The sequence below is a fragment of the Solimicrobium silvestre genome (genome assembly GCF_002976435.1).
GTDB lineage: Bacteria > Pseudomonadota > Gammaproteobacteria > Burkholderiales > Burkholderiaceae_D > Solimicrobium > Solimicrobium silvestre.
In genome coordinates this window covers 1-20,598 of record NZ_PUGF01000002.1, presented here as the reverse complement: position 1 = coordinate 20,598, position 20,598 = coordinate 1, and the positions used below count along the sequence as shown (strand labels likewise).

The following is a 20,598-nucleotide window of genomic DNA, read 5'->3' as shown; positions in this document are numbered from 1 at the left end:
ATGCGCGGGCAATACCCGCTGCTGGCCAGATTGTTTTAGATGGGAAATTTTTAATGGTTAGTCGCGCGATTTCGCGATGTTTAATACAACTATTCCGCCTTAAATCATGAATCCACATTTAGCATGAGATACAATTTCATCCCTTTGTCTTGAATACTGTGGATAATCAGCGCTCTTACATCCCTGAATATAAACAGGGTGGAATTGACTTCAGAGTAAATTGAAAAGATTAAAGCCGTGTCCGTCATCTTGCAAAATTGCATCAATAACTAAAGCCTTACCGGATAGAAAGTACTATGAAAAAAAATCGCTCACTAACCATGTATATTTTGCTCGGGATGATCCTTGGGATTGTCGTGGGTTATGCCTGCAACGAAATGCTCCCCGACGCTAAACTCGCCAGTACGGTAGCGGGCTATATTTCTATCGTCACCGATGTGTTTTTACGCCTGATCAAAATGATCATCGCGTTACTGGTGTTTTCTACCTTGACCGTTGGGATTGCCCACATGGGCGACGCCAAATCAGTCGGCCGGATTGGCATCAAGGCAATGGGCTGGTTTGTGATTGCTTCACTGGTTTCGTTGACCGTCGGTATGATTTTGTCGAACACCATGCAACTGGGTACACACCTTGCTCTGCCACTGCCGGATGTCGGCGCAGCGACCAACCTGAAAACCGGTTCTTTCACCTTAAAAGATTTCATCGCTCATCTGGTACCAAAATCCCCGTTTGAAGCTATGGCCAACAATGAAGTATTACAGGTAGTTGTGTTTTCCATTTTCTTTGGAACTGCCTTGGCTGGTCTGGGTGAGGCAGGTAAAAAACTGACCACCATTATTGATCAATTGGCGCAGGTGATGCTGCGTATTACCGGCTCTATCATGCTGATGGCACCGGTGGCCGTATTCGCTGCCATGGCGTCGGTTGTCACAACGCAAGGCTTGGGCGTATTAGTCACTTTTGCCAAATTTATGGGCGGCTTCTACCTTGGTCTATTTATATTGTGGGGTTTATTAATTGCTGCGGGCTTCCTGTTCCTCGGCCCACGTATTTTCAAACTCATCAAACTGATTCGCGAACCGTTCTTGCTGGCTTTTTCTACTGCCAGCTCGGAAGCAGCTTATCCAAAGCTGCTGGATGCACTCGATAAATTTGGCGTAAAACGTCAAATCTCCAGCTTTGTGTTGCCGATGGGTTATTCCTTTAACCTGGATGGCTCGATGATGTATTGCACCTTCGCGGTATTATTTATCGCTCAGGCTTACGGTATTGATATGCCGATAGGTATGCAAATTACCATGCTGCTGTTATTGATGCTGACCTCCAAAGGCATGGCCGGTGTGCCGCGCGCCTCGCTGGTAGTGATTGCCGCCACATTAAATCATTTCAGCATTCCGGAAGCCGGCCTGCTATTGATCATGGGTGTGGACCAATTCCTCGACATGGGCCGCTCTGCTACTAATGCGGTAGGTAATTCGGTTGCGGCAGCAGTGATTGCCAAATGGGAAAACGGTTTATTGTCGGAAGAAGAAGCGGAAGCCGCGAACGAACTGGCTGCAAATGAACTGATTGAGCAAGACGCTGTTCCCGCTTAACCCAAACTAAACTCGGACTTAGTTCGAACTCAATAACCTAGAGTAAAGGGTGTGTTGACATTCATTTTGTGCGATGAAAATGACGGTCAGCACGTCCTAGGGCATACGCAACATTGCCCAAAAATCATTCCAACATAGCGCCCCCTATTTCATCAACATGTCTTTTTTGCTGTGGATAATCCGTTTACTTACATCCCTGTACTTAAACAGGGTGTATTCGGAATACTTGACTCTGAATTAGCTCTGAAACAAGCTAAAAAATTAAAACATTACAGAGTTAGGTTGCATCTTCATCACAAACCCTGAGGGGATTGGGCGAAACATGTTCGGCTTTAAACTGGATTGTCGATATTTATTCTGTTGTACTCGCGTTCGCTGTAGTGCATTACCCTTTATTGCGTTACTCTTTTTTACGAGCCTCTATTCCCTCTCTGGGTGGGCAGGATCATTACCCCAAACGGGTACACCGGGCGCACCCTTGGATTTGTGTCCGCGACCGCAAGCTGGCAGCGCCGTACCGGAACCGGAAGACCTGCGCAGCCAGAATGGCGTCTTGAAGCTTGATCTTTCCATTCATAATTACCGCCAGCAAGACGGTTCAACTCGCTATTGTTATCTGCTGCCGGATGGCACCCAATCACCGACACTACGCTTACATCCCGGCGATTTGCTAATACTGCGACTCAAAAACGATTTAGTCCCAGATAAGTCGGCAACGCTAGACTTACAGGCGCTCGGTAAACAGACCGTTTGCAGCGTAAAGCCTAAAAAGCAAATCAACGCCTGTACCAGCGGCGCGATGACGACGATCTCAACTAATTTACACTTTCATGGTTTGACGGTGCCGCCGGTCTGCCATCAGGATGACGTCCTAAAAACCGCGATTCAACCAAGCGATTCAGCCTTTGAGTATCGCTTCAAAATTCCACGCAACGAACCACCCGGGCTGTATTGGTATCACCCACATATTCACGGTTTCAGCAGCAAGCAGGTGCAAGGCGGAGCTTCGGGCGCGTTGATCATTGAAGGTATTGAACGCGCTATTCCCGATGTGGCAGGATTGCCGGAACGTGTGTTGATCATTCGCGATCAAGATCTGCTATACCCAGATGCAGCGCCATCCAAATCAGAACCTGTCGTACCGAAGATGCTCATGGATCGCGACGGTGATGCTGGTAACAACGGCACTGGATTCGGCAAACCAGCCAAAGATCTTTCGATCAATTTCGTTCCCGTTCCTTATCCCGAATATCCGCCTGCTTCCATCACAATGAAGCCTGATGAGCGCCAACTGTGGCGGGTACTTAACGCGTCTTCAATTACCTATCTGAACCTGTCGCTGCTGTTCCAACACAGCCCGCAACAACTCGGCATTATTGCTATTGATGGCGTTCCCATAAAAACTGATCGCGAACATACAACGGCTATAGAATGGGTTAATCACATCGGCCTGCCACCGGGGGCGCGCGTGGAATTCATCATGAATGGCCCGCCTGTCGGTGTGCCCGGCCTGTTCGTAACAAGAACGGTCGATACCGGACCGAGTGGCGAAAACGATACCAATCGCGCCCTTGCAACTGTTCTTGCCAAAGAAGAGGCAGCCACGCTGCAGTCAACTCTACCTACCTCGCATGACCCATTACCACCTTCAGCCGTCGCCTGGTTAGGAGACGTCACCCCAACGCGCGTGCGGAAATTGTATTTTTCTGAAAAACAGGCAGATCCAAGCGATCCTAATAGCGCAACCGAGTTTTACATCACAGAAGACGGCAAAACCCCGACCTTGTTCGATCCTCAAGCCGGCATGCCCAACATCGTCACCACTCAAGGTGATGTCGAAGACTGGATAATTGAAAACAGGTCCACCGAGCTGCACGCTTTCCATATCCATCAAATTCATTTTCTGGTAATGGACTGGTCCGGCATACCAATTGATGAGCCGTTTCTAAGAGACACCGTCAATATTCCCTACTTCAAAGACAATATGCTGACCTACCCAAGCGTGCGACTGCGCATGGATTTCCGTGACCCAAATACAATCGGCACCTTCGTCTATCACTGCCATTTATTGGAACATGAGGACGGCGGGATGATGGGTACGGTGCGCGTTGAACGTCCAACCAAAAAATTATAAATAACCAAATGCAACGTTTATAAATTGAAAAAATGCTTAGTTAATTGTCATAAAACGTTCACCTAACGTTCATAAAGACTTCACCAAACTGTCACATTCGGCGCGTAACTTCAACGCGGTCATTTGACATAAAGGAGATTTCATTATGAATTTCAGATTAAAAGGCATGCGCGAATTGGGCATAGGCTTGAGCTCATTGGCGCTTTTTCAGATGTCATTTGGTTCTGCATTAGCTCAAAGCGCCCCGAGTGCTGCGGACCATAGGACTCAGTCACCGATTAAACATGTAATCGTAATCATTGGTGAAAATCACAGTTTTGATAATGTATTTGCGACGTATGAACCAAAAAATGGGCATGGCATTTGGAATCTTCGTTCACTGGGAATTGTCAACAAGGACGGTAGCCCGGGCCCGAATTTCAAACTGGCGCAGCAAAAAGCCGCTACCGACACAACAGCAGATTCCTTCCTGTTAAGCCCGGCCAAAGCTGCATTCCCTGGTGGTGTGTTACCAGCGCCGCTTACCGGAGGACCAAAGAGCTCCTACATTACGGGTAACAGTTTGCAATTGGCGCAGGAATCCGAAAATGGCTTGCCTGCTGATTATTATCAATACCTGGTTTCGGGCGGTACCGGACAAGCTTCCCACGTACCTGATCAGCGCATCCCAAATGTAAACGCACTGCCACCTGGTCCTTTTCAGCTGACCAATGCGACGACATTGAACTATCATGATTACTCTGCAAGCCCTGTGCATCGCTTCTATCAAATGTGGCAGCAACTCGATTGCAACATCAACCAAGCTACGCCACTACGTCCTTCCGGTTGCGACTCGTCGTTATTCTCATGGGTTGAAACAGTCGTAGGAGCAGGTTCAAATGGCGACGCGCAGCCGGCAAACTTTAGCGCCGAATATTCACCAACAGCAAAAACTACTGGCGAAGGCTCCACGGCGCTAGGTTTTTACAACATGCACACCGGTGACGTGCCTTACTTCAAGCACTTGGCTGACCATTACGCAATGAGCGATAACTTCCATCAATCCGTAAATGGTGGCACAGGTGCAAATCACATCATGATTGGGCATGGTGACGCAATTTGGTTTAGTGACGGCGCTGGCAATCCTATGCCGCCTCCTCACAATGTCACCGTAGCCGCTGGTAGCAAAAATGCCGGTATCGTTGATGAAGTTGAGAATCCGAATCCAGCAGCCGGCACCAATAACTGGTATGCCGAAGACGGTTACGGCGGCGGTTCATATGGCTCACCATCTTATGGCGGTGGTTCATACACCAATTGCTCCGACACCAGACAGCCAGGCGTTGCTCCGATTGTTGATTATCTGAAATCCTTACCAAAACCTATCGCATCAAAATGTGAGCCAGGACATTATTATTTACTGAATAATTACAATCCCGGCTATTTTGGTAACGGTAACAATGCATTTACTGATAACAGTCCTAACAACACGGTCTTCACTATTCCCCCATCGACAGTGCCTAGCATTGGTGACAGCCTGAATAAAGCTGACGTTTCGTGGAAATATTATGGCGATCAGTGGAACAACTATGTTGGTGATCCGTATCAGTTGAACTATGGTGCACAGGGCGCGAACACAGACGAATATTGCAATATCTGTAATCCGTTCCAGTACGACACGTCGATCATGACTAATCCGGCAATGGTCGCAGCACATATTCAAGACACGACCAATCTTTATGCCGACATCAGCGCAGGTACATTGCCAGCCGTTTCCTTCGTCAAACCAAGTGGCCTTGTCGATGGTCATCCATCGTCATCCAAGCTTGATCTGTTTGAAGGCTTCTCGAAGAAGATTATTGATGCGGTCAAAGCCAATCCAAAACTTTGGGCAGACACGGCCATCTTCGTAACCTTCGATGAAGGTGGTGGTTACTACGATTCTGGCTATGTACAACCGGTTGATTTCTTCGGGGACGGAACACGTATTCCATTCATCGTTGTGTCGCCATTGGCTAAACAAGGGCATGTTTCGCATGAGTACACCGATCACGTTTCGATCCTGAAATTCATCGAAAGAAACTGGAGATTAAAACCGGTGAGCAATCGTAGCCGCGACAATTTCCCTAACCCAATCGCTCATGAACGCAATCCTTATGTGCCGGTTAACTCCCCTGCCATCGGCGACTTGTTTGATATGTTCGACTTTGACAGCGCCCCAAATCAATGGCGCTGGTGATTATCGGCGTAGTTAGTTCAATTTAACTACACCGTTTTGTAAACAATGCGCGCTGATGCTAAACAGTATCAGTGCGCATTTCGATTTGATGTAAAGACATCACCCTTTGCAATAGGAGCATCGGCATGCACAGTCTGAATCCAATCAGCGGTACTAACAACCGCCGCAAAATTAGAATGGAATACAACATTAAACACGCGATGTATTTCTTCTGCAGTAGCACGCCCGGCTTCATTTGAATAAGGAACTGCGCCTGTTGCATCGTTCAACACTTCGACCTTGTAACCGTCATGCATTGCCTGATAAATCGTGCTGGCGTTACAGTTTTGCGTCATATAGCCAATGATGGACAAGGTATCAATCTCATTTTCCTTGAGCCATGTCGCCACATTTGTCCCACTAAAAATACTAGCTAAATTTTTTTCAACGTAATGGTCATGCTTGCGACTTTTAACAATGTCATGCAATTCCCATTCAGGCTGACCTTTTTGAAAAATAGGCGCACCCTGAGGTGCTGTGTGTTGCACCACTAAAATCGGCACACCGGCTGCATGCGCTACATCCATCGCTAAGCCGACATTCTTTAACGATACGTTGGGATCCGGATACTCAACTAACAAATTACCGCTGAAATATTCATTCTGAACATCGATTACGACTAAAGCGCGTTTAAGAATTTTTGTTGGTTTTGCTGAAATAGCGGATGCTGACATGGCGTTCTCTTTTCACTAAGTTGTTGGGTTATGACACACAGCAGCGCTGTCTGTGGAACTCATTATCAGTGATGAGGAGTCATAAACAAAGTGACCCGATTGCCAATAATAGGTACTATTAGGCCATGTTAAAAATTACCTCGCCATCAACAGTAGCAGTCGCCGTTGTCGTCTTTGATGGCATTAGCCCTTTCCACTTGTCTGTACCGGGTTTAGTCTTTGATACACAACATGAAGGCGTAGATAAGCCAAGCTTTAAGGTTTGCGTATGCGCAATGGAACCAAAAGCAGGGAACCACACAATACGAACCAACGCAGGTTTTACGTTCAATATTAAGCATGGTTTATCCATACTAAAGCGCGCAGACATGATTGTTATCCCGTCCTGGAGTTCCAATTTGGATGCCCCGCCGGAACACTTGTTAGTGGAATTGCGCAAGGCACATAAACGCGGTGCACGGATTGTTGGATTGTGTTTGGGAGCCTTTGTATTGGCGGAAGCAGGTTTACTTAATCAACGTACAGCAACCACGCACTGGGCTAAAGCCAGCGAATTTACGCAACGTTATCCACAAATAACTCTGGTTCCAAATGTATTGTATGTAGATCACGGAGACGTGATCACCTCAGCGGGAACCGCCGCAGGAATTGACTGCTGCCTGCATATATTGCGCTCACAATACGGATCAGATATTGCAGCGCATGTTGCCCGCAAATTGGTGATTGCTCCGCATCGCCAAGGTGGGCAGGCGCAGTACATTGATCAACCGCTACCGGTTCTGGCGAGTGATGGACGTCTGTCCAGTGTGTTGGAATGGATGCTACAAAATCTGGGTGAGCAACAACCAATCGATCAGCTGGCACAACGTGCCTTAATGAGCAGACGCAGTTTTACCCGACACTTCCAAAAACTTACCGGCACAACAGTGGGGCAATGGCTGTTAAACCAGCGTCTTTGCCAGGCACAACGCCAATTGGAATCCACCAGATGCTCTATAGATGATATCGCCATCGACACCGGTTTTGGTTCAGCGCTGGTATTACGCCGTCACTTTGCCCGCACCTTCAATACATCGCCTTCTGCATATCGGCGCGAGTTTCAAGGGACAGAAACAAACCCTGTTACGTAACCTATTGAGGATTCGTTGTACCCATCAATACGGCCTAACGGCTTACTCAGCTTTAAGCCAACTGCGTTTTGGTTGACAGCGAAAACAAACAGTTCCTTCTAAAATTTACCAATAACTCAGTCAACTCAAGTTATCTCGATGTCGTTTTAGGAGTACGTAGATTAACTACGCAACTTAAAACTAAATGAGGATTTACCATGAACAAGCTGATCACCACTTTCGTTGCTGCTACCTTAGTAATGGGTGCAGCTTTTGCTCAAACTCCAGCAACATCGACCGCGCCTGCCACACCAAAGCCAGCTGCTGCGCCAGTAACGATGACTGCACCAACAAAAACGGTTGTTGCCGCTAGCACCGCAAAACCAGCTACCGCTTTAACAGTGCTTAAAACCGAAAAATCAACTCAGATTGCCAGCAAAACTGCCGCAACTAAAACGGCCACTAAAACTACAACCAAAGCAACGCCAGTTGTAGCTACTGCACCAGTTGCAAGCGCAACTAGTAAAGCTACCGTAGTAGCAAGCGATAAAAAAGTGACGCAAACGGTAGCAATGAAGAAAGATGACACTAAAGCTGCTGTGACTAAAAAATCGGCTGCTAAGTAATCTGTAAAGTAGCTAAATAGAAGACGAAAAAATGGCGCAGTTTGCGCCATTTTTTATCTGCTATCCAACTTTTTGGTCTTGCTTATGCATTTCGCTTATGAATCTCGCTTACTTGTCACGCTTCAACGCCCTCAACAGACCTTTCGTCGAACTATCGTAATCTTCCTTGACCGCTTCCGGCTTCAAGCTGATTAATTGTTGTGCTAACGATTTACCCAATTCCACGCCCCACTGATCAAAGGCATTGATATCCCAAATAACCGATTGCACAAACACTTTGTGCTCATATAACGCAATCAATGCGCCTAACGATTTAGGGCTGAGTACATCCAGCAATACGGTAGAACTTGGACGATTCCCCTCAAACACGCGATGTGGCAATAACGCTTCTGAAACTCCGGGTAATTCCGCGCGTACCTGGGTGATATCTTTGCCCAAGGCCATCGCCTTGGATTGCGCAAAACAGTTGGCTAACAGTGCCTGGTTATGTCCCGGCAACCCAACATCATCATCAGCCACCACTATAAAATCGGTAGGAATAATCGTGGCGCCTTGATGCAGCAACTGAAAATACGCGTGCTGTCCATTCGTGCCCGCTTCGCCAAACAAAATCGGCGATGTGGCGTAATCAACGCGCTGCCCTTCCCGTGTTACCGACTTACCGTTACTTTCCATTTCCAATTGCTGCAAATAGGCCGGCAAGCGCGCCATGCGCTGGTGATACGGAGCGATAGATAAGGCTTGCAAACCCAGAAAATTAATATTCCAAACGCCCAACAACGCCATTAACACCGGCAGATTTTGTTCCAGTGGAGCTTGCTGAAAATGCAGATCCATTTCATGCGCACCGGCCAGCATTTCTTCAAATTTATCGGCTCCCACATACAGTGCAATCGATAAGCCAATCGCACTCCATACGGAATATCTACCACCGGCCCAATTCCAAAATGGGAACACATTATCAGGAGCGATACCGAACTTACTTGCCGCCTCGACGTTGGTACTGAGAGCAACAAAGTGCTGACGAATTTGTTCACTTGGGCAGCCATGAGCGAGCATCCACTCACGCGCAGTTTGTGCGTTGGTGAGTGTTTCCATGGTACTGAAGGTTTTTGATGCCACCACAAACAACGTCGTTTCGGGTTCGGCATTTTTCAATGCATCCGTTAAATGACGGCCATCCACATTGGACACAAAATGCAGTAATAGATTTTTTTGCGACCACGGCGCTAAGGCGATGCAGGCCATTTGCGGCCCGAGATCGGAACCGCCTATCCCGATATTCACAATCGTGCGAATCGGCTTACCTGAAAACCCTAACCAACGCCCCTCACGCACCGCGTCACTAAAAGTGCGCATTTGCTGCAAAACAGCATGCACGCTGGCGGCAATATTTTCACCTTGATGATGAAACGCTTCGCCTTTAGGTAAACGCAAAACCGTGTGCAGCACGGCGCGGTTTTCCGTATGGTTAATCGCCTCCCCGGCAAACATCGCGTCACGACGTGCTTCTACTTTTTGCTGACGTGCCAAGGCCAGTAAATTGAGCTTGGCCGTGGTGTCTAAGCGTTGCTTAGAATAGTCCAATAAAATCCCGCAGGCAGACGCAGAGAAATGATTAAACCGCTGTGGTTCAGATTTAAATAATTCTTTAATGCTCGGCGTATTAGTTGCCCGTTGCTGCAGCAAACACCATAGCGGAGTGTGTGAAACGGAAGTGGCCATAGGAACTATTGAACTCGTTAAAAGACATCAAGGGACTAAGACTTTGTAGGCTGGGCTAGAGCTCTGTAGGCTGGGCTAACGCTTTATCAGCCCAGCAATTGATAGGCATGCTGGGTTGGTAAACCGCTAACCCAGCCTACAACGGCAACTCAACACAACCTACACCCAGCTTATTTTCCGGCGATTGCCGCAGCGGCAGCCAGCTTGGCAATCGCCGCCCAGTTATTTGCTTCAATTAACGAAGCCGGGCACATCCATGATCCGCCCACGCACAGGACATTACTTTGTTGCAGCAGTTGTGGCGTCGCTTCTAATGTCACGCCGCCGGTTAAACAAAAACGCACGTCAGGAAATGGTCCGCCTAATGCCTTCGCCATTTTGGTGCTTCCCACCAGATCCGATGGGAATAACTTCACCACATTAAAACCATGTTCCAAGGCCAGCATTAAATCGCTCGCACCGCCAACGCCTGGAAAATAAGGTAGGCCTAAATCCGCCGCAGCATGGGCTAAGGTTGGCGTAATTCCTGGGCTAATGCCAAATGCTGCGCCTGTATCTTGCACCTCTATTAATTGCTGCGCAGTTAAGATCGTGCCAGCGCCAACACATACTTCTGGGCAGGCTTTGACGACTTCTGCCAATACATTCATCGCATTCGGCGTACGCAGGGTAATTTCTACCGCGCTTAACCCATTTTCTGCCAATGTTGCGACACAGCGTATTGCCTGCTGTACATCGTCGGCAACTAAAATAGGCAATACCCGAACCTGGCTTAACTGCTTCAAAATCGCGCTCATTTTCATCTGCATTTCCATCTCCATTAATCCTTAAAAAGAGTAGACGCACCGTGTTCAGGTGCGGTCACAAAACGGCGCTGATTCACAAACAGTTCACGCCCAAAATCCACTGTGTCATCCAGATGCGCTGCACGTAAAACCCTCGGAATACGCGCTGCAAATTCAGCTTCCGGTACATCCACGTGCAATCGACCTTCCGCCACATCCAGTTCCACCATATCGCCATCTTGCACTCTGGCTAACGCGCCACCTTGCGCAGCTTCCGGGCTGATATGTAATGCGGCTGGCACTTTTCCTGAGGCACCGGACATGCGACCATCGGTCACTAACGCGACCTTAAACCCAGCCGACATCAGGCTGCCTAATACCGGCGTGAAGTGATGCAACTCAGGCATACCATTGGCTTGCGGGCCCTGGAAAATTACCACGGCGACAAAGTCCATATTCAGCTGCCCGGCTTTAAAGGCACTGACCAACGCATCTTGCGATTCAAATACCTTGGCAGGCGCACGAATAGTCCATGCTTCCGCTGGCACTGCCGAAGCTTTGATAATGGCGCGCCCCAAATTACCTTGCAACAGACGCAGCCCGCCAGTTGCCGCAAACGGTTCGCTCACCTTACGCACTACGCCGGTATTGGTGGATTGCTCCGGCAAATCACGCCAGGACAACACCTCATTCTGTAGCTCAGGTTGGCGAGTGTGTGCGTACAAACCGGTGGTGCCAAACACGGTTTGCACATCGCCATGCATTAAACCAGCGGCTAATAATTCACGGATCACAAATACCGGGCCACCAGCGTCTTCGAACTCATTTACGTCGGCGCTACCGTTAGGGTAAATCCGAGTCAGTAACGGAATCACCGCAGACAATTCATCAAAGTCTTGCCAGTCGATTAGTATCCCGGCAGCTCGCGCCACCGCAATCCAGTGCATGGTGTGATTAGTTGAACCGCCCGTCGCGAGCAGGGCAATAATTGCATTAACGATGGATTTTTCATTCACCACATGACCGATCGGGGTGTAGTGATTACCTTGCTCGGTTAATTGAATAACTTGTTCAACGGCGGCGTCAGTTAAGGCATGACGTAATGCTGTGCCTGGGTGGATAAATGCGGCGCCTGGCAAATGTAAGCCCATCGCTTCCAGCAGCATTTGGTTGCTATTGGCGGTGCCATAAAAAGTACAAGTACCTGCGCTGTGATAAGCAGCACTTTCAGCGGCCAGCAATTCTTCTTTAGTCGCTTTACCTTGCGCAAAGCGTTCGCGTACCGCAGCTTTGTCTTTATTTGATAAGCCGGAACCCATCGGGCCAGCCGGAATAAAAATGGTCGGTAAATGACCGAACGCCAGCGCACCAATCAGCAAGCCCGGTACAATTTTGTCGCAAATGCCCAAACACAGCGCAGCATCAAACGCATCATGTGACAAAGCCACCGCCGTTGCCTGCGCAATCACGTCACGCGAAAATAACGATAATTCCATGCCGGGACGGCCTTGCGTCACGCCGTCACACATGGCGGGAACGCCACCAGCTACTTGAGCGGTGGCGCCGAAACGTAATGCGGCAGCTTTAATTTGATCGGGATAACTGGCATACGGCTGATGCGCCGAAAGCATGTCGTTATAAGCGGTGACGATGCCGATATTCGGTTTTTGTGCCTGATTGAGCCAAATTTTGGCGCGCGATTCGGCTGCCGCATTGGCGTGCGCCTGATTAGCGCAAGAAAGCTGGGCACGGCGCGGCGGACGACCGCGAAACTGCTCAATCCGTGCCAGATAAGCAGTACGCAACGTTAAGCTGCGAACCCGAATGCGCTCGGTAACCTGCTCAATAACAGGATGAATCGGGGTAAGTGCGGAAGGTGTAATTGCGGTCATGATAGGCTCACTAACAGATATCGAAACAGGTTTACGTTAGCACAAAATCTGTAATTAACTTACAAAAATACGCATTTATGTAAATATTTAACTGAAATAGTCGGAATATTATGTAATGAAACTACATTTTTGACGATGTTCTGGCATAATGAATGCAACAAAATTAGAGTAGCCTATTTCTTTTACGAGCTTATTACGGAGTCAGCATGACGACATTTGTATTGTTTGGTGGCACTGGCGATTTGGCCAAACGCAAAATTATTCCCGCACTGTACAGTGCATTTTTGAATGGTCGGCTAGACAGCAATTTCACTTTTGTCGGTGCTGCGCGTGAAGCCATCTCCGACGATGAATTTCGTGAACGGGTAGCGGCAAGTATTAGCAGCCACGCAAAACCTGATGGCGTTGGTACACCAGAACAGCTCAAGTCATTTTTAGCGAAAACGTTGTACTCCAAAATTGATGCGCGGGTGGATGCCGATTTCGCGGCACTCAAAAATAAAATCGCCAGCCCAGACAGCAATGCCACCTTGTTTTATTTAGCCACCGGCCCGGATATTTTCGTGCCGATTGTGCAACAACTCTCAAGTCATGATTTAGTCGGTAGCCAGGCACGTGTAGTATTGGAAAAACCGCTAGGGCGTGATGCGCAATCTGCGCGTGATATCAATCAAGCGCTGCGTACCTACCTCAAAGAAAATCAAATTTACCGGATCGACCATTACCTTGGTAAAGAGATGGTGCAAAATTTATTGGCACTGCGTTTTGCCAATTCGTTTTTAGAGCCGCTCTGGAACCGCAAATGGATACACGACGTACAGATTTCCATCGCAGAACAAGTCGGTGTGGAAGCACGCGGTGAATTTTATGATCACACCGGTGCACTGCGCGACATGGTGCAAAACCATTTGCTGCAGTTACTTTCCATCGTCGCGATGGAACCGCCGGTCAATGCCGCACCCGATTCTATTCGCGATGAAAAAGTAAAAGTGCTGCGCGCCCTGCATAAGTTTACTCCTGACGAAGTTATCAAAAGAACCGTGCGCGGCCAATATCGCGCAGGTGCAGTGAATGGACAACCGGTAGTTGGCTATCAAAACGAAACCGGAGTTCCAGCACACACACGCACCGAAACTTTTGTCGCGATACGTGCAGAAATTGATAGCTGGCGCTGGGCTGGCGTGCCATTTTATTTACGTACCGGCAAACGCATGGCGTCGCGCAGCGCCGAAATTACTATTAACTTTAAGCCGATTCCGTATTCGATTTTTGGTACGTCCCAGACTAATCTGCGCTCTAACCGTTTAGTAATTTCGTTACAGCCGGAAGAAAGCGTGCAGTTGTTTTTGAAGGCCAAGGAGCCGGGTGAAGGAATACGTTTATCCGACGTCGCGTTAAATCTGGATTTCGCCGAAGCCTCCACATCTCGCCGCGTAGAAGCTTATGAACGCTTATTACTCGATGCCATGCATGGCGATTTAACCCTGTTTGTGCGTGATGATGAATTAGGTGCGGCTTGGGATTGGGTAGACCCAATTATGAGCACCTGGCAAACCGATACCGAAGGCTTGAAGTCATACATTGCGGGAAGTTGGGGCCCGGCGGCATCCAGCTATTTATTGGCGCAACATGGCTCTACTTGGGGCGAAGAATTTGTTGAGGATTGATTTTTAGTTAACTCAACCACATTTAAATTCCACCTAGGTGTCAGGAAATAATCTCATGCTACGTATTAACGAATACTCGGATTTTGCCTCATTAAGCCATGAGTTAGCGAATAAATGGCTGGCGTTAGTAACTTCTACGCCAGCCAATCAACCGTGCAGTTTTGCGCTGGCGGGCGGCTCAACTCCGGCACCGTTATATCGTCAATTTGATAGCTTATTCGCTGCGGCAAAACCACGCTCAATTCAATTAATAGCAACCGATGAGCGTTGGGTGCCTGATGCTGATCCGCAAAGTAATGAAGGCTTGTTTAGAAACTGCTTCTCTGAATCGGCCGCGTTATGGAAATTAGTGTCTCTAAAAAACGAGTTATCCGATCCTGCCAGCGCAGCTCCTTACATACATACACGCCTGCAAGAACAGTGCGATCACACATTTAGCGCGGTCATTTTAGGCATGGGGACAGATGGTCATATCGCATCGCTGTTTCCCGATGCGCCACAATTATTAATTGCGGATGATGCAGTCAATTGCGTTGCAGCCCTACATCCGCAAACTCAGCAAGCGCGCATGTCACTTTCATTTTCACGCTTGCTGGCAACCCAGTCGATTTGGCTGGTGATTACTGGTGCTGAAAAACGCGCAGTTCTTGAAAACAGTTCGGCACCAAGTCCGGTCAATGCGTTATTAGCAGCAGCACGTTGCGATGTGGAGGTATTCTGGTGTCCCTAATCTCCCTTCCTATTAGCCCCATCGCGACCCCTGAAAAAGGTTTACTGGCGCGCATCCGTAGCGCGACCACCGAACTGAGTCGCGCCGAACGTCAGGTGGCTGAATTTTTACTGCAAAAGCCGCATGACATCGTTTCCATGCCGATCCGCGTTTTAGCGCAAGCCTGCCAAGTCAGCGAACCAACCGTGGTGCGCTTTTCTTTGTCGATGGGTTTTGATGGCTATAAAGCCTTTAAACTGGCCTTCGCCAAAAGTCTGGCAACCGGAATCCCGTATTTACATTTAGACGTCAATCAAGCCGATTCGGTACGCGATGTATTGCCAAAAGTGTTTGACCGCACTATTGCCGCACTCATGGAAGCGCGCAATTCTGCCAATACCGCCACCTTTGAAGCAGCCGTGCAGTTATTGGCCAGCGCCAAACGGATTGAGTGTTACGGACTAGGCTATTCCGGCGCGCTAGCTATTGATGCGCAACTCAAGTTTTTCCGTTTTGGTATTCCGACTACCGTGTTTTGTGATGCGCATTTACAAGCGCAGTCGGCCACCTTGCTGAATAAAGATTGCGTCGTTGTGGCTTTCTCACGCACTGGCCGCACCCGCGACATGATACGTAGCGTGCAACTGGCTAAAAACGCCGGCGCTAAAATATTGGTATTGTGCGCATCTGGTGGCCCATTAGCGGAATTAGCTGACGTGCATTTATCCGTCGACGTAGAAGAAGATCCTGACATTTACACGCCGATGACATCGCGTTTAGCACATTTAACCTATATTGATGCGCTGGCTGTTGCCGTTACCTTAGTTAGAGGTCCGGCTGCTATCGCGATGTTGGAACGTGCTAAAGCGAGTATTAGTGAATTACGGTTGGATATTTAATACTCTTCTCACCCTTGATTCATCACTAAAATTGCTTACGCCAACTCACGCTTGGCATAATCAACAATATTCTGAAACGCCGCCTCAAAATAAATCTCATAACTTTGCTGTTCGACATAACCTAAATGCGGCGTGGCCAACACATTCGGTAAACGCAACAAAGGTGAATCATGTGCCAATGGTTCGGCATCAAAAACATCTAACGCGGCTGGCTGTCCTTGCGTTACAGCAGTCAGTAGTGCACCTTCTTCAACCAATTCAGCGCGACTGATATTCACAAATAACGCACTCGGTTTCAGCCGTTTTAAATCACTATCCAACACAATTCCACGGGTTGCTTCATTTAACCGCAAATGCAAACTCAGCACATCAGCCCGGGTAAAAAATTCTTCTTTTGAGGCAGCAACTACATAACCATCTTGCAATGCTTTTTCCCGGCTGGCCTCACGCCCCCAAACCAGCACTTGCATGCCAAATGCTCGACCATAGCCTGCCACCAATTGCCCTATTTTCCCGTAACCCCAGATTGCCAGCGTTTTCCCTTTTAGCCGTGAACCCAGTGTGTTATGCACAGGATTACTGCTAACGGTTTGCCAGGTGCCTTCACGTAAGTTACTTGCGTACTGTGGGATCTTGCGCATCGCCGCCATAATTAATGCCCAGGCTAATTCGGCTGGCGCGGTCGGATCACCAATTCCTTCCGCAATGGTAATGCCGAGTTCGGCAGCAGCATCCAGATCGATATGGCCTGCGACTTTACCAGTCTGCGAAATCAACTTTAGATTTGGCAGTTTTTGTAATAAAGCGCGCGGCATCGCGGTGCGCTCACGAATTAATACGATGGCATCGAACGGTGCTAAACGTATTGCCACTTGCCCGATTCCGCGGGCGCTATTGGTAAAAATTTTCACGTCATGGTCTTGCAACAAACTAAAGCAAGACAGATTTTTAACCACATCTTGCACATCATCGAGGATAGCTATTTTCATCATATTGGCTTATTAAAATATTACTTTTTGACTAAATCTATTGGCTGATTTTTGCTTCAAGGAGTAGAATGTTCGGTTCCATAGCATTTTTTACCCCAGTTTGATTGATCCTTTACGTGATCAATCTGCAGACAAATTCAGTGACTAGAGTTGTCGCTTTGTGTTGTAGAGCCTCGCCGCGATTTAATTACACGTTAATTTAATCCTCCATTTTGGCTGGAGTGCCAGCAACCGCAAACCCTTTTTGTCCGCTGAATTTAAGCTGAATTATTTTAGCTGAAAATAATAATAAATTAATTTGCTATTAGACCGAATTTTATTGGCATTGGAGACTTATCGTGACTCAAGCAACAAGCACTATCGCATTAAATGTACCGTCGTATGTAAAACAGCAAAAATTAATTTCATGGGTAGCAGAAGTTGCTGCCTTAACTAAGCCAGCCAAGGTTGTCTGGTGCGACGGTTCGCAAGAAGAATCCGATGCATTGTGTGCTGAAATGGTTGCTGCTGGCACCATGAAAAAACTCAATGAAGAAAAACGTCCAAACAGCTATTTAGCTTGCTCAGATCCTTCTGACGTAGCACGTGTTGAAGATCGTACTTTCATCTGTTCCGCAAAAAAAGAAGATGCCGGTCCAACCAATAACTGGATGGAACCTGCTGAAATGCGCGCTACCTTAAATGGCTTATTTGACGGCTGTATGCAAGGTCGCACTATGTACGTTGTGCCGTTTTCCATGGGCCCAATCGGCTCACCGATTGCACACATCGGTGTAGAACTTTCTGACTCTCCTTATGTTGCCGTCAATATGCGCGTCATGACACGCATGGGTAAAGCGGTTTTTGACGTACTGAGTACAGATGGCGCATTTGTCCCTTGCGTACACAGCGTCGGCGCTCCTCTCGCCGCTGGTCAACAAGATGTTTCCTGGCCTTGTAACCCGAATAAATACATTGTTCATTACCCTGAAACCCGTGAAATCTGGTCGTTCGGTTCTGGCTACGGCGGTAATGCTTTATTAGGTAAAAAATGTTTCGCTCTGCGTATCGCATCGAACATGGGCCGCGATCAAGGCTGGTTGGCTGAACACATGCTCATTCTCGGTGTTGAATCCCCAGCAGGTAAAAAGCATTATGTTGCAGCAGCTTTCCCTTCAGCATGCGGCAAAACGAACTTCGCGATGTTAATTCCACCTGCCTCATTAAATGGCTGGAAAGTTACGACTATCGGCGACGATATCGCCTGGATTAAACCTGGTGCAGACGGTCGTCTTTATGCAATCAATCCAGAAGCAGGTTACTTCGGTGTAGCACCAGGCACGAATACACTGACTAATTACAACTGCATGGCTTCGCTCAATGCCAATACCATTTTCACTAACGTTGCATTAACTGACGATGGCGATGTTTGGTGGGAAGGTCTTTCTAAACAGGCACCAGCACATTTAATCGACTGGCAAGGTAAAGATTGGACCCCGGAAATCGCTAAGGAAACTGGCCGCAAAGCAGCCCATCCAAATGCGCGCTTTACTGTTCCAGCTACACAAAATCCAGTCATCGACTCAGCTTGGGATGATCCTGCCGGCGTACCGATTTCCGCCTTTATTTTTGGTGGTCGCCGCTCTACTACTGTGCCGCTCGTCACCGAAGCACGTAACTGGGTGGAAGGCGTTTATATGGCGGCAACAATGGGATCAGAAACTACTGCTGCCGCAGTTGGTCAACAAGGCGTAGTACGCCGCGACCCATTTGCTATGTTGCCGTTCACCGGCTACAACATGAGTGATTACTTCCAACACTGGCTCGATATCGGTAAAAAAATTGCCGCTTCACCAGCTGAAATCCCAAAAATCTACTGCGTAAACTGGTTCCGCACCAACGCTGAAGGTAAGTTTGTATGGCCAGGCTACAGCGACAATATGCGTGTTTTAAAGTGGATGGTTGAACGCGTTGAAGGTGAAGCAGCCGGCGATGAAAATATTTTCGGTATTACACCTAAATTTGCTGATTTGAGCTGGGACGGTTTGGAATTCACTCAACAACAGTTCGATACCATCACTTCCATCGATAAATCTGCCTGGGATGCTGAATTAAAATTGCATGCAGAATTATTTGAAAAGTTGGAATATCATTTACCATCTGAACTCAAAACAACCAAAGCACAACTGGAAAAACGCCTGAGTGCATAAATTATAAAGACTTAAACAAAAAGCGCACGATGCAAATCGTGCGCTTTTTTTACGGCTTTAACATCATTATTATTTTTAGCTGCTCGCAGTCATGGCCTGCATTTTTTAAATTTGGTGAAATCAGAATCGAGCAAGTCAGCGTTTGAATCTCTACTCGTTTAATGAGTCCATAAGCTGAAAACTTATCATGGAGTCATTTGGCCACGTCGTATCGGAAAGTGGCGGAAAAAATGCCATGCCATTTTGTGAAACGAAAAGTGGCTCGTTTCGTTCTCCTGATGAAATAGTCGCAGAATTGATCATGTTTAATGTACTAAAAGAATACGCGCTCGATTTTGTTTTGCAGGGACCACCTGCCAAGTTAATAAAGTTACGCAACAGAAATGCAGTTTCATCCTGATTAATCGCCCAACCCACCTCACACTGCAATCGGAGATCACCCAACCGTATGTCTTTTTTAATACATTCACACTGCGAATATATGGCGTTATAACCACCGAATCTTTTTTCCTGTTTGTTGTAATCTCTGCATTTTCTACAGCAGCCTTATCATTTCGCGGCAATTCAAATATGCCACTCTGCTCGATCGGAACAATTAGTTACCTCTCGTAAGTTACGATGTGAAGTTAAGTAGTAATAGATGAAACGTTAATTTTGAACCGAAGCAGAGCGTTGGGGGCATATTCTTCATGATATCGCTCAAAAGCATCCAAGCCTTTCTACATAGTTCGATAGGATCGCCAAGGAATCATACGTGCGCCTTCGATAACCGCAACCTGAGCATCTGGCAAGCTGACGAATTGCTCGTTCGATGATGTGGTCAGATCCTGAGCACTTGCATTAACACCCATCAATATGCAAAAAACCGCGACATTTATGCGGAAGGAAATCTTTAAAAACACAAATTCGTACTATCTCTCATGAACTGGAGATTAACATTCCCTATTTATCAATGTCTACATAGACAGACCAAGTAGATAGATAGGTAGATAGATAGATAGATAGATAGATAGATAGATAGATAGATAGATAGATAGATAGATAGATAGATAGATAGATAGATAGATAGATAGATAGTGTTACTCAAGCTGAGCTACACATTCTTGTGTGCAGCCAATGAACAGCCCATCTTTGCAGATGATGCGGCCCAGTCAATGGCTATGCCGATAAATCAGCGCAGTAAAAAGCAAACGGGCATAAAAAAACCCCCACTAAACATAGCGGGGGTTTTTAGGAAGAACAGCCTGACGATAACCTACTTTCACACTGGTTGCAGCACTATCATTGGCGCAGAGTCGTTTCACGGTCCTGTTCGGGATGGGAAGGGGTGGGACCGACTCGCTAT

The 20,598-nt window shown here is 47.6% G+C and carries 14 protein-coding genes and 1 rRNA gene; 9 read left to right on the top strand and 6 right to left on the bottom strand.

Features of this window, described 5'->3' with window-relative positions; translation table 11 throughout:
- The first annotated feature begins 296 nt into the window (after window positions 1–296).
- From S2091_RS02525 to S2091_RS02515, 3 genes are all read left to right on the top strand, one after another.
- Window positions 297–1,598, top strand: a complete 1,302-nt coding sequence (locus S2091_RS02525) for a dicarboxylate/amino acid:cation symporter (protein WP_105530227.1) — start codon at window positions 297–299, stop codon at window positions 1,596–1,598.
- 478 nt (window positions 1,599–2,076) lie between these two features.
- Window positions 2,077–3,732, top strand: a complete 1,656-nt coding sequence (locus S2091_RS02520) for a multicopper oxidase family protein (protein WP_243405294.1) — start codon at window positions 2,077–2,079, stop codon at window positions 3,730–3,732.
- Between the two features lie 145 nt (window positions 3,733–3,877).
- Window positions 3,878–5,950: an alkaline phosphatase family protein gene (locus tag S2091_RS02515; protein ID WP_105530225.1), complete on the top strand. Its 2,073-nt coding sequence runs from the start codon at window positions 3,878–3,880 to the stop codon at window positions 5,948–5,950.
- A 68-nt stretch (window positions 5,951–6,018) separates the two neighbouring features.
- On the opposite strand, the gene S2091_RS02510 is transcribed toward S2091_RS02515, so the two are convergent.
- Window positions 6,019–6,663, bottom strand: a complete 645-nt coding sequence (locus S2091_RS02510; protein WP_105530224.1) for a cysteine hydrolase family protein — start codon at window positions 6,661–6,663, stop codon at window positions 6,019–6,021.
- Window positions 6,664–6,788: 125 nt separating this feature from the next.
- On the opposite strand from S2091_RS02510, the gene S2091_RS02505 reads away from it, so the two are divergent.
- The gene (locus S2091_RS02505; protein ID WP_105530223.1) at window positions 6,789–7,793 is read left to right on the top strand and encodes a helix-turn-helix domain-containing protein; all 1,005 of its coding nucleotides are present in this window, start codon (window positions 6,789–6,791) and stop codon (window positions 7,791–7,793) included.
- Window positions 7,794–7,990: 197 nt separating this feature from the next.
- Window positions 7,991–8,398, top strand: a complete 408-nt coding sequence (locus tag S2091_RS02500; protein ID WP_105530222.1) for a hypothetical protein — start codon at window positions 7,991–7,993, stop codon at window positions 8,396–8,398.
- 108 nt (window positions 8,399–8,506) lie between these two features.
- On the opposite strand, the gene pgi is transcribed toward S2091_RS02500, so the two are convergent.
- The 3 genes from pgi to edd all read right to left on the bottom strand — a co-directional run bounded on the left by pgi (window position 8,507) and on the right by edd (window position 12,800).
- Window positions 8,507–10,123 carry a glucose-6-phosphate isomerase gene (gene pgi, locus S2091_RS02495; protein ID WP_105530221.1) on the bottom strand — a complete coding sequence of 539 codons (1,617 nt, stop codon included), beginning with the start codon at window positions 10,121–10,123 and terminating at the stop codon, window positions 8,507–8,509.
- 170 nt (window positions 10,124–10,293) lie between these two features.
- Window positions 10,294–10,932, bottom strand: a complete 639-nt coding sequence (gene eda / locus S2091_RS02490) for a bifunctional 4-hydroxy-2-oxoglutarate aldolase/2-dehydro-3-deoxy-phosphogluconate aldolase (protein WP_165794890.1) — start codon at window positions 10,930–10,932, stop codon at window positions 10,294–10,296.
- An 11-nt stretch (window positions 10,933–10,943) separates the two neighbouring features.
- Entirely contained in the window at window positions 10,944–12,800 is a 1,857-nt protein-coding gene (gene edd / locus S2091_RS02485) for a phosphogluconate dehydratase (RefSeq protein WP_105530219.1), read from the bottom strand.
- A gap of 206 nt (window positions 12,801–13,006) precedes the next feature.
- Between edd and zwf the strand changes: the two genes are divergently transcribed.
- Genes zwf through S2091_RS02470 form a run of 3 tightly spaced genes read left to right on the top strand, consistent with a single transcriptional unit; the run spans window position 13,007 to window position 16,075 of the window.
- Complete coding sequence (zwf, locus tag S2091_RS02480; protein ID WP_105530218.1) at window positions 13,007–14,467, top strand: glucose-6-phosphate dehydrogenase; 1,461 nt, start codon at window positions 13,007–13,009, stop codon at window positions 14,465–14,467.
- Window positions 14,468–14,522: 55 nt separating this feature from the next.
- Window positions 14,523–15,197: a 6-phosphogluconolactonase gene (locus tag S2091_RS02475; RefSeq protein ID WP_105530217.1), complete on the top strand. Its 675-nt coding sequence runs from the start codon at window positions 14,523–14,525 to the stop codon at window positions 15,195–15,197.
- A complete protein-coding gene (locus tag S2091_RS02470) occupies window positions 15,188–16,075 on the top strand; it encodes a MurR/RpiR family transcriptional regulator (RefSeq protein WP_133166841.1) in 888 nt (295 codons plus the stop codon). The genes S2091_RS02475 and S2091_RS02470 overlap by 10 nt, the downstream gene beginning before the upstream one ends.
- Before the next feature lie 35 nt (window positions 16,076–16,110).
- Here the strand turns inward: S2091_RS02470 and S2091_RS02465 are convergent, their stop codons facing one another.
- A complete protein-coding gene (locus S2091_RS02465) occupies window positions 16,111–17,064 on the bottom strand; it encodes a D-2-hydroxyacid dehydrogenase family protein (protein WP_105530215.1) in 954 nt (317 codons plus the stop codon).
- A gap of 338 nt (window positions 17,065–17,402) precedes the next feature.
- Between S2091_RS02465 and S2091_RS02460 the strand changes: the two genes are divergently transcribed.
- Window positions 17,403–19,253 (top strand): phosphoenolpyruvate carboxykinase (GTP), encoded by a 1,851-nt coding sequence (locus S2091_RS02460; protein ID WP_243405293.1) that lies wholly within the window; start codon window positions 17,403–17,405, stop codon window positions 19,251–19,253.
- A 1,242-nt stretch (window positions 19,254–20,495) separates the two neighbouring features.
- On the opposite strand, the gene rrf is transcribed toward S2091_RS02460, so the two are convergent.
- Window positions 20,496–20,598 (bottom strand): 5S ribosomal RNA (gene rrf / locus S2091_RS02450); the annotation flags it as partial.

What these genes read in the sequence shown, in the direction of transcription:
- S2091_RS02525 (WP_105530227.1), top strand. Translation starts at nt 297, where the DNA reads ATGAAAAAAAATCGCTCACTAACCATGTATATTTTGCTCGGGATGATC.
- S2091_RS02515 (WP_105530225.1), top strand. Translation starts at nt 3,878, where the DNA reads ATGAATTTCAGATTAAAAGGCATGCGCGAATTGGGCATAGGCTTGAGC.
- S2091_RS02510 (WP_105530224.1), bottom strand. Translation starts at nt 6,663, where the DNA reads ATGTCAGCATCCGCTATTTCAGCAAAACCAACAAAAATTCTTAAACGC.
- S2091_RS02505 (WP_105530223.1), top strand. Translation starts at nt 6,789, where the DNA reads ATGTTAAAAATTACCTCGCCATCAACAGTAGCAGTCGCCGTTGTCGTC.
- S2091_RS02500 (WP_105530222.1), top strand. Translation starts at nt 7,991, where the DNA reads ATGAACAAGCTGATCACCACTTTCGTTGCTGCTACCTTAGTAATGGGT.
- pgi (WP_105530221.1), bottom strand. Translation starts at nt 10,123, where the DNA reads ATGGCCACTTCCGTTTCACACACTCCGCTATGGTGTTTGCTGCAGCAA.
- eda (WP_165794890.1), bottom strand. Translation starts at nt 10,932, where the DNA reads ATGCAGATGAAAATGAGCGCGATTTTGAAGCAGTTAAGCCAGGTTCGG.
- edd (WP_105530219.1), bottom strand. Translation starts at nt 12,800, where the DNA reads ATGACCGCAATTACACCTTCCGCACTTACCCCGATTCATCCTGTTATT.
- zwf (WP_105530218.1), top strand. Translation starts at nt 13,007, where the DNA reads ATGACGACATTTGTATTGTTTGGTGGCACTGGCGATTTGGCCAAACGC.
- S2091_RS02475 (WP_105530217.1), top strand. Translation starts at nt 14,523, where the DNA reads ATGCTACGTATTAACGAATACTCGGATTTTGCCTCATTAAGCCATGAG.
- S2091_RS02465 (WP_105530215.1), bottom strand. Translation starts at nt 17,064, where the DNA reads ATGAAAATAGCTATCCTCGATGATGTGCAAGATGTGGTTAAAAATCTG.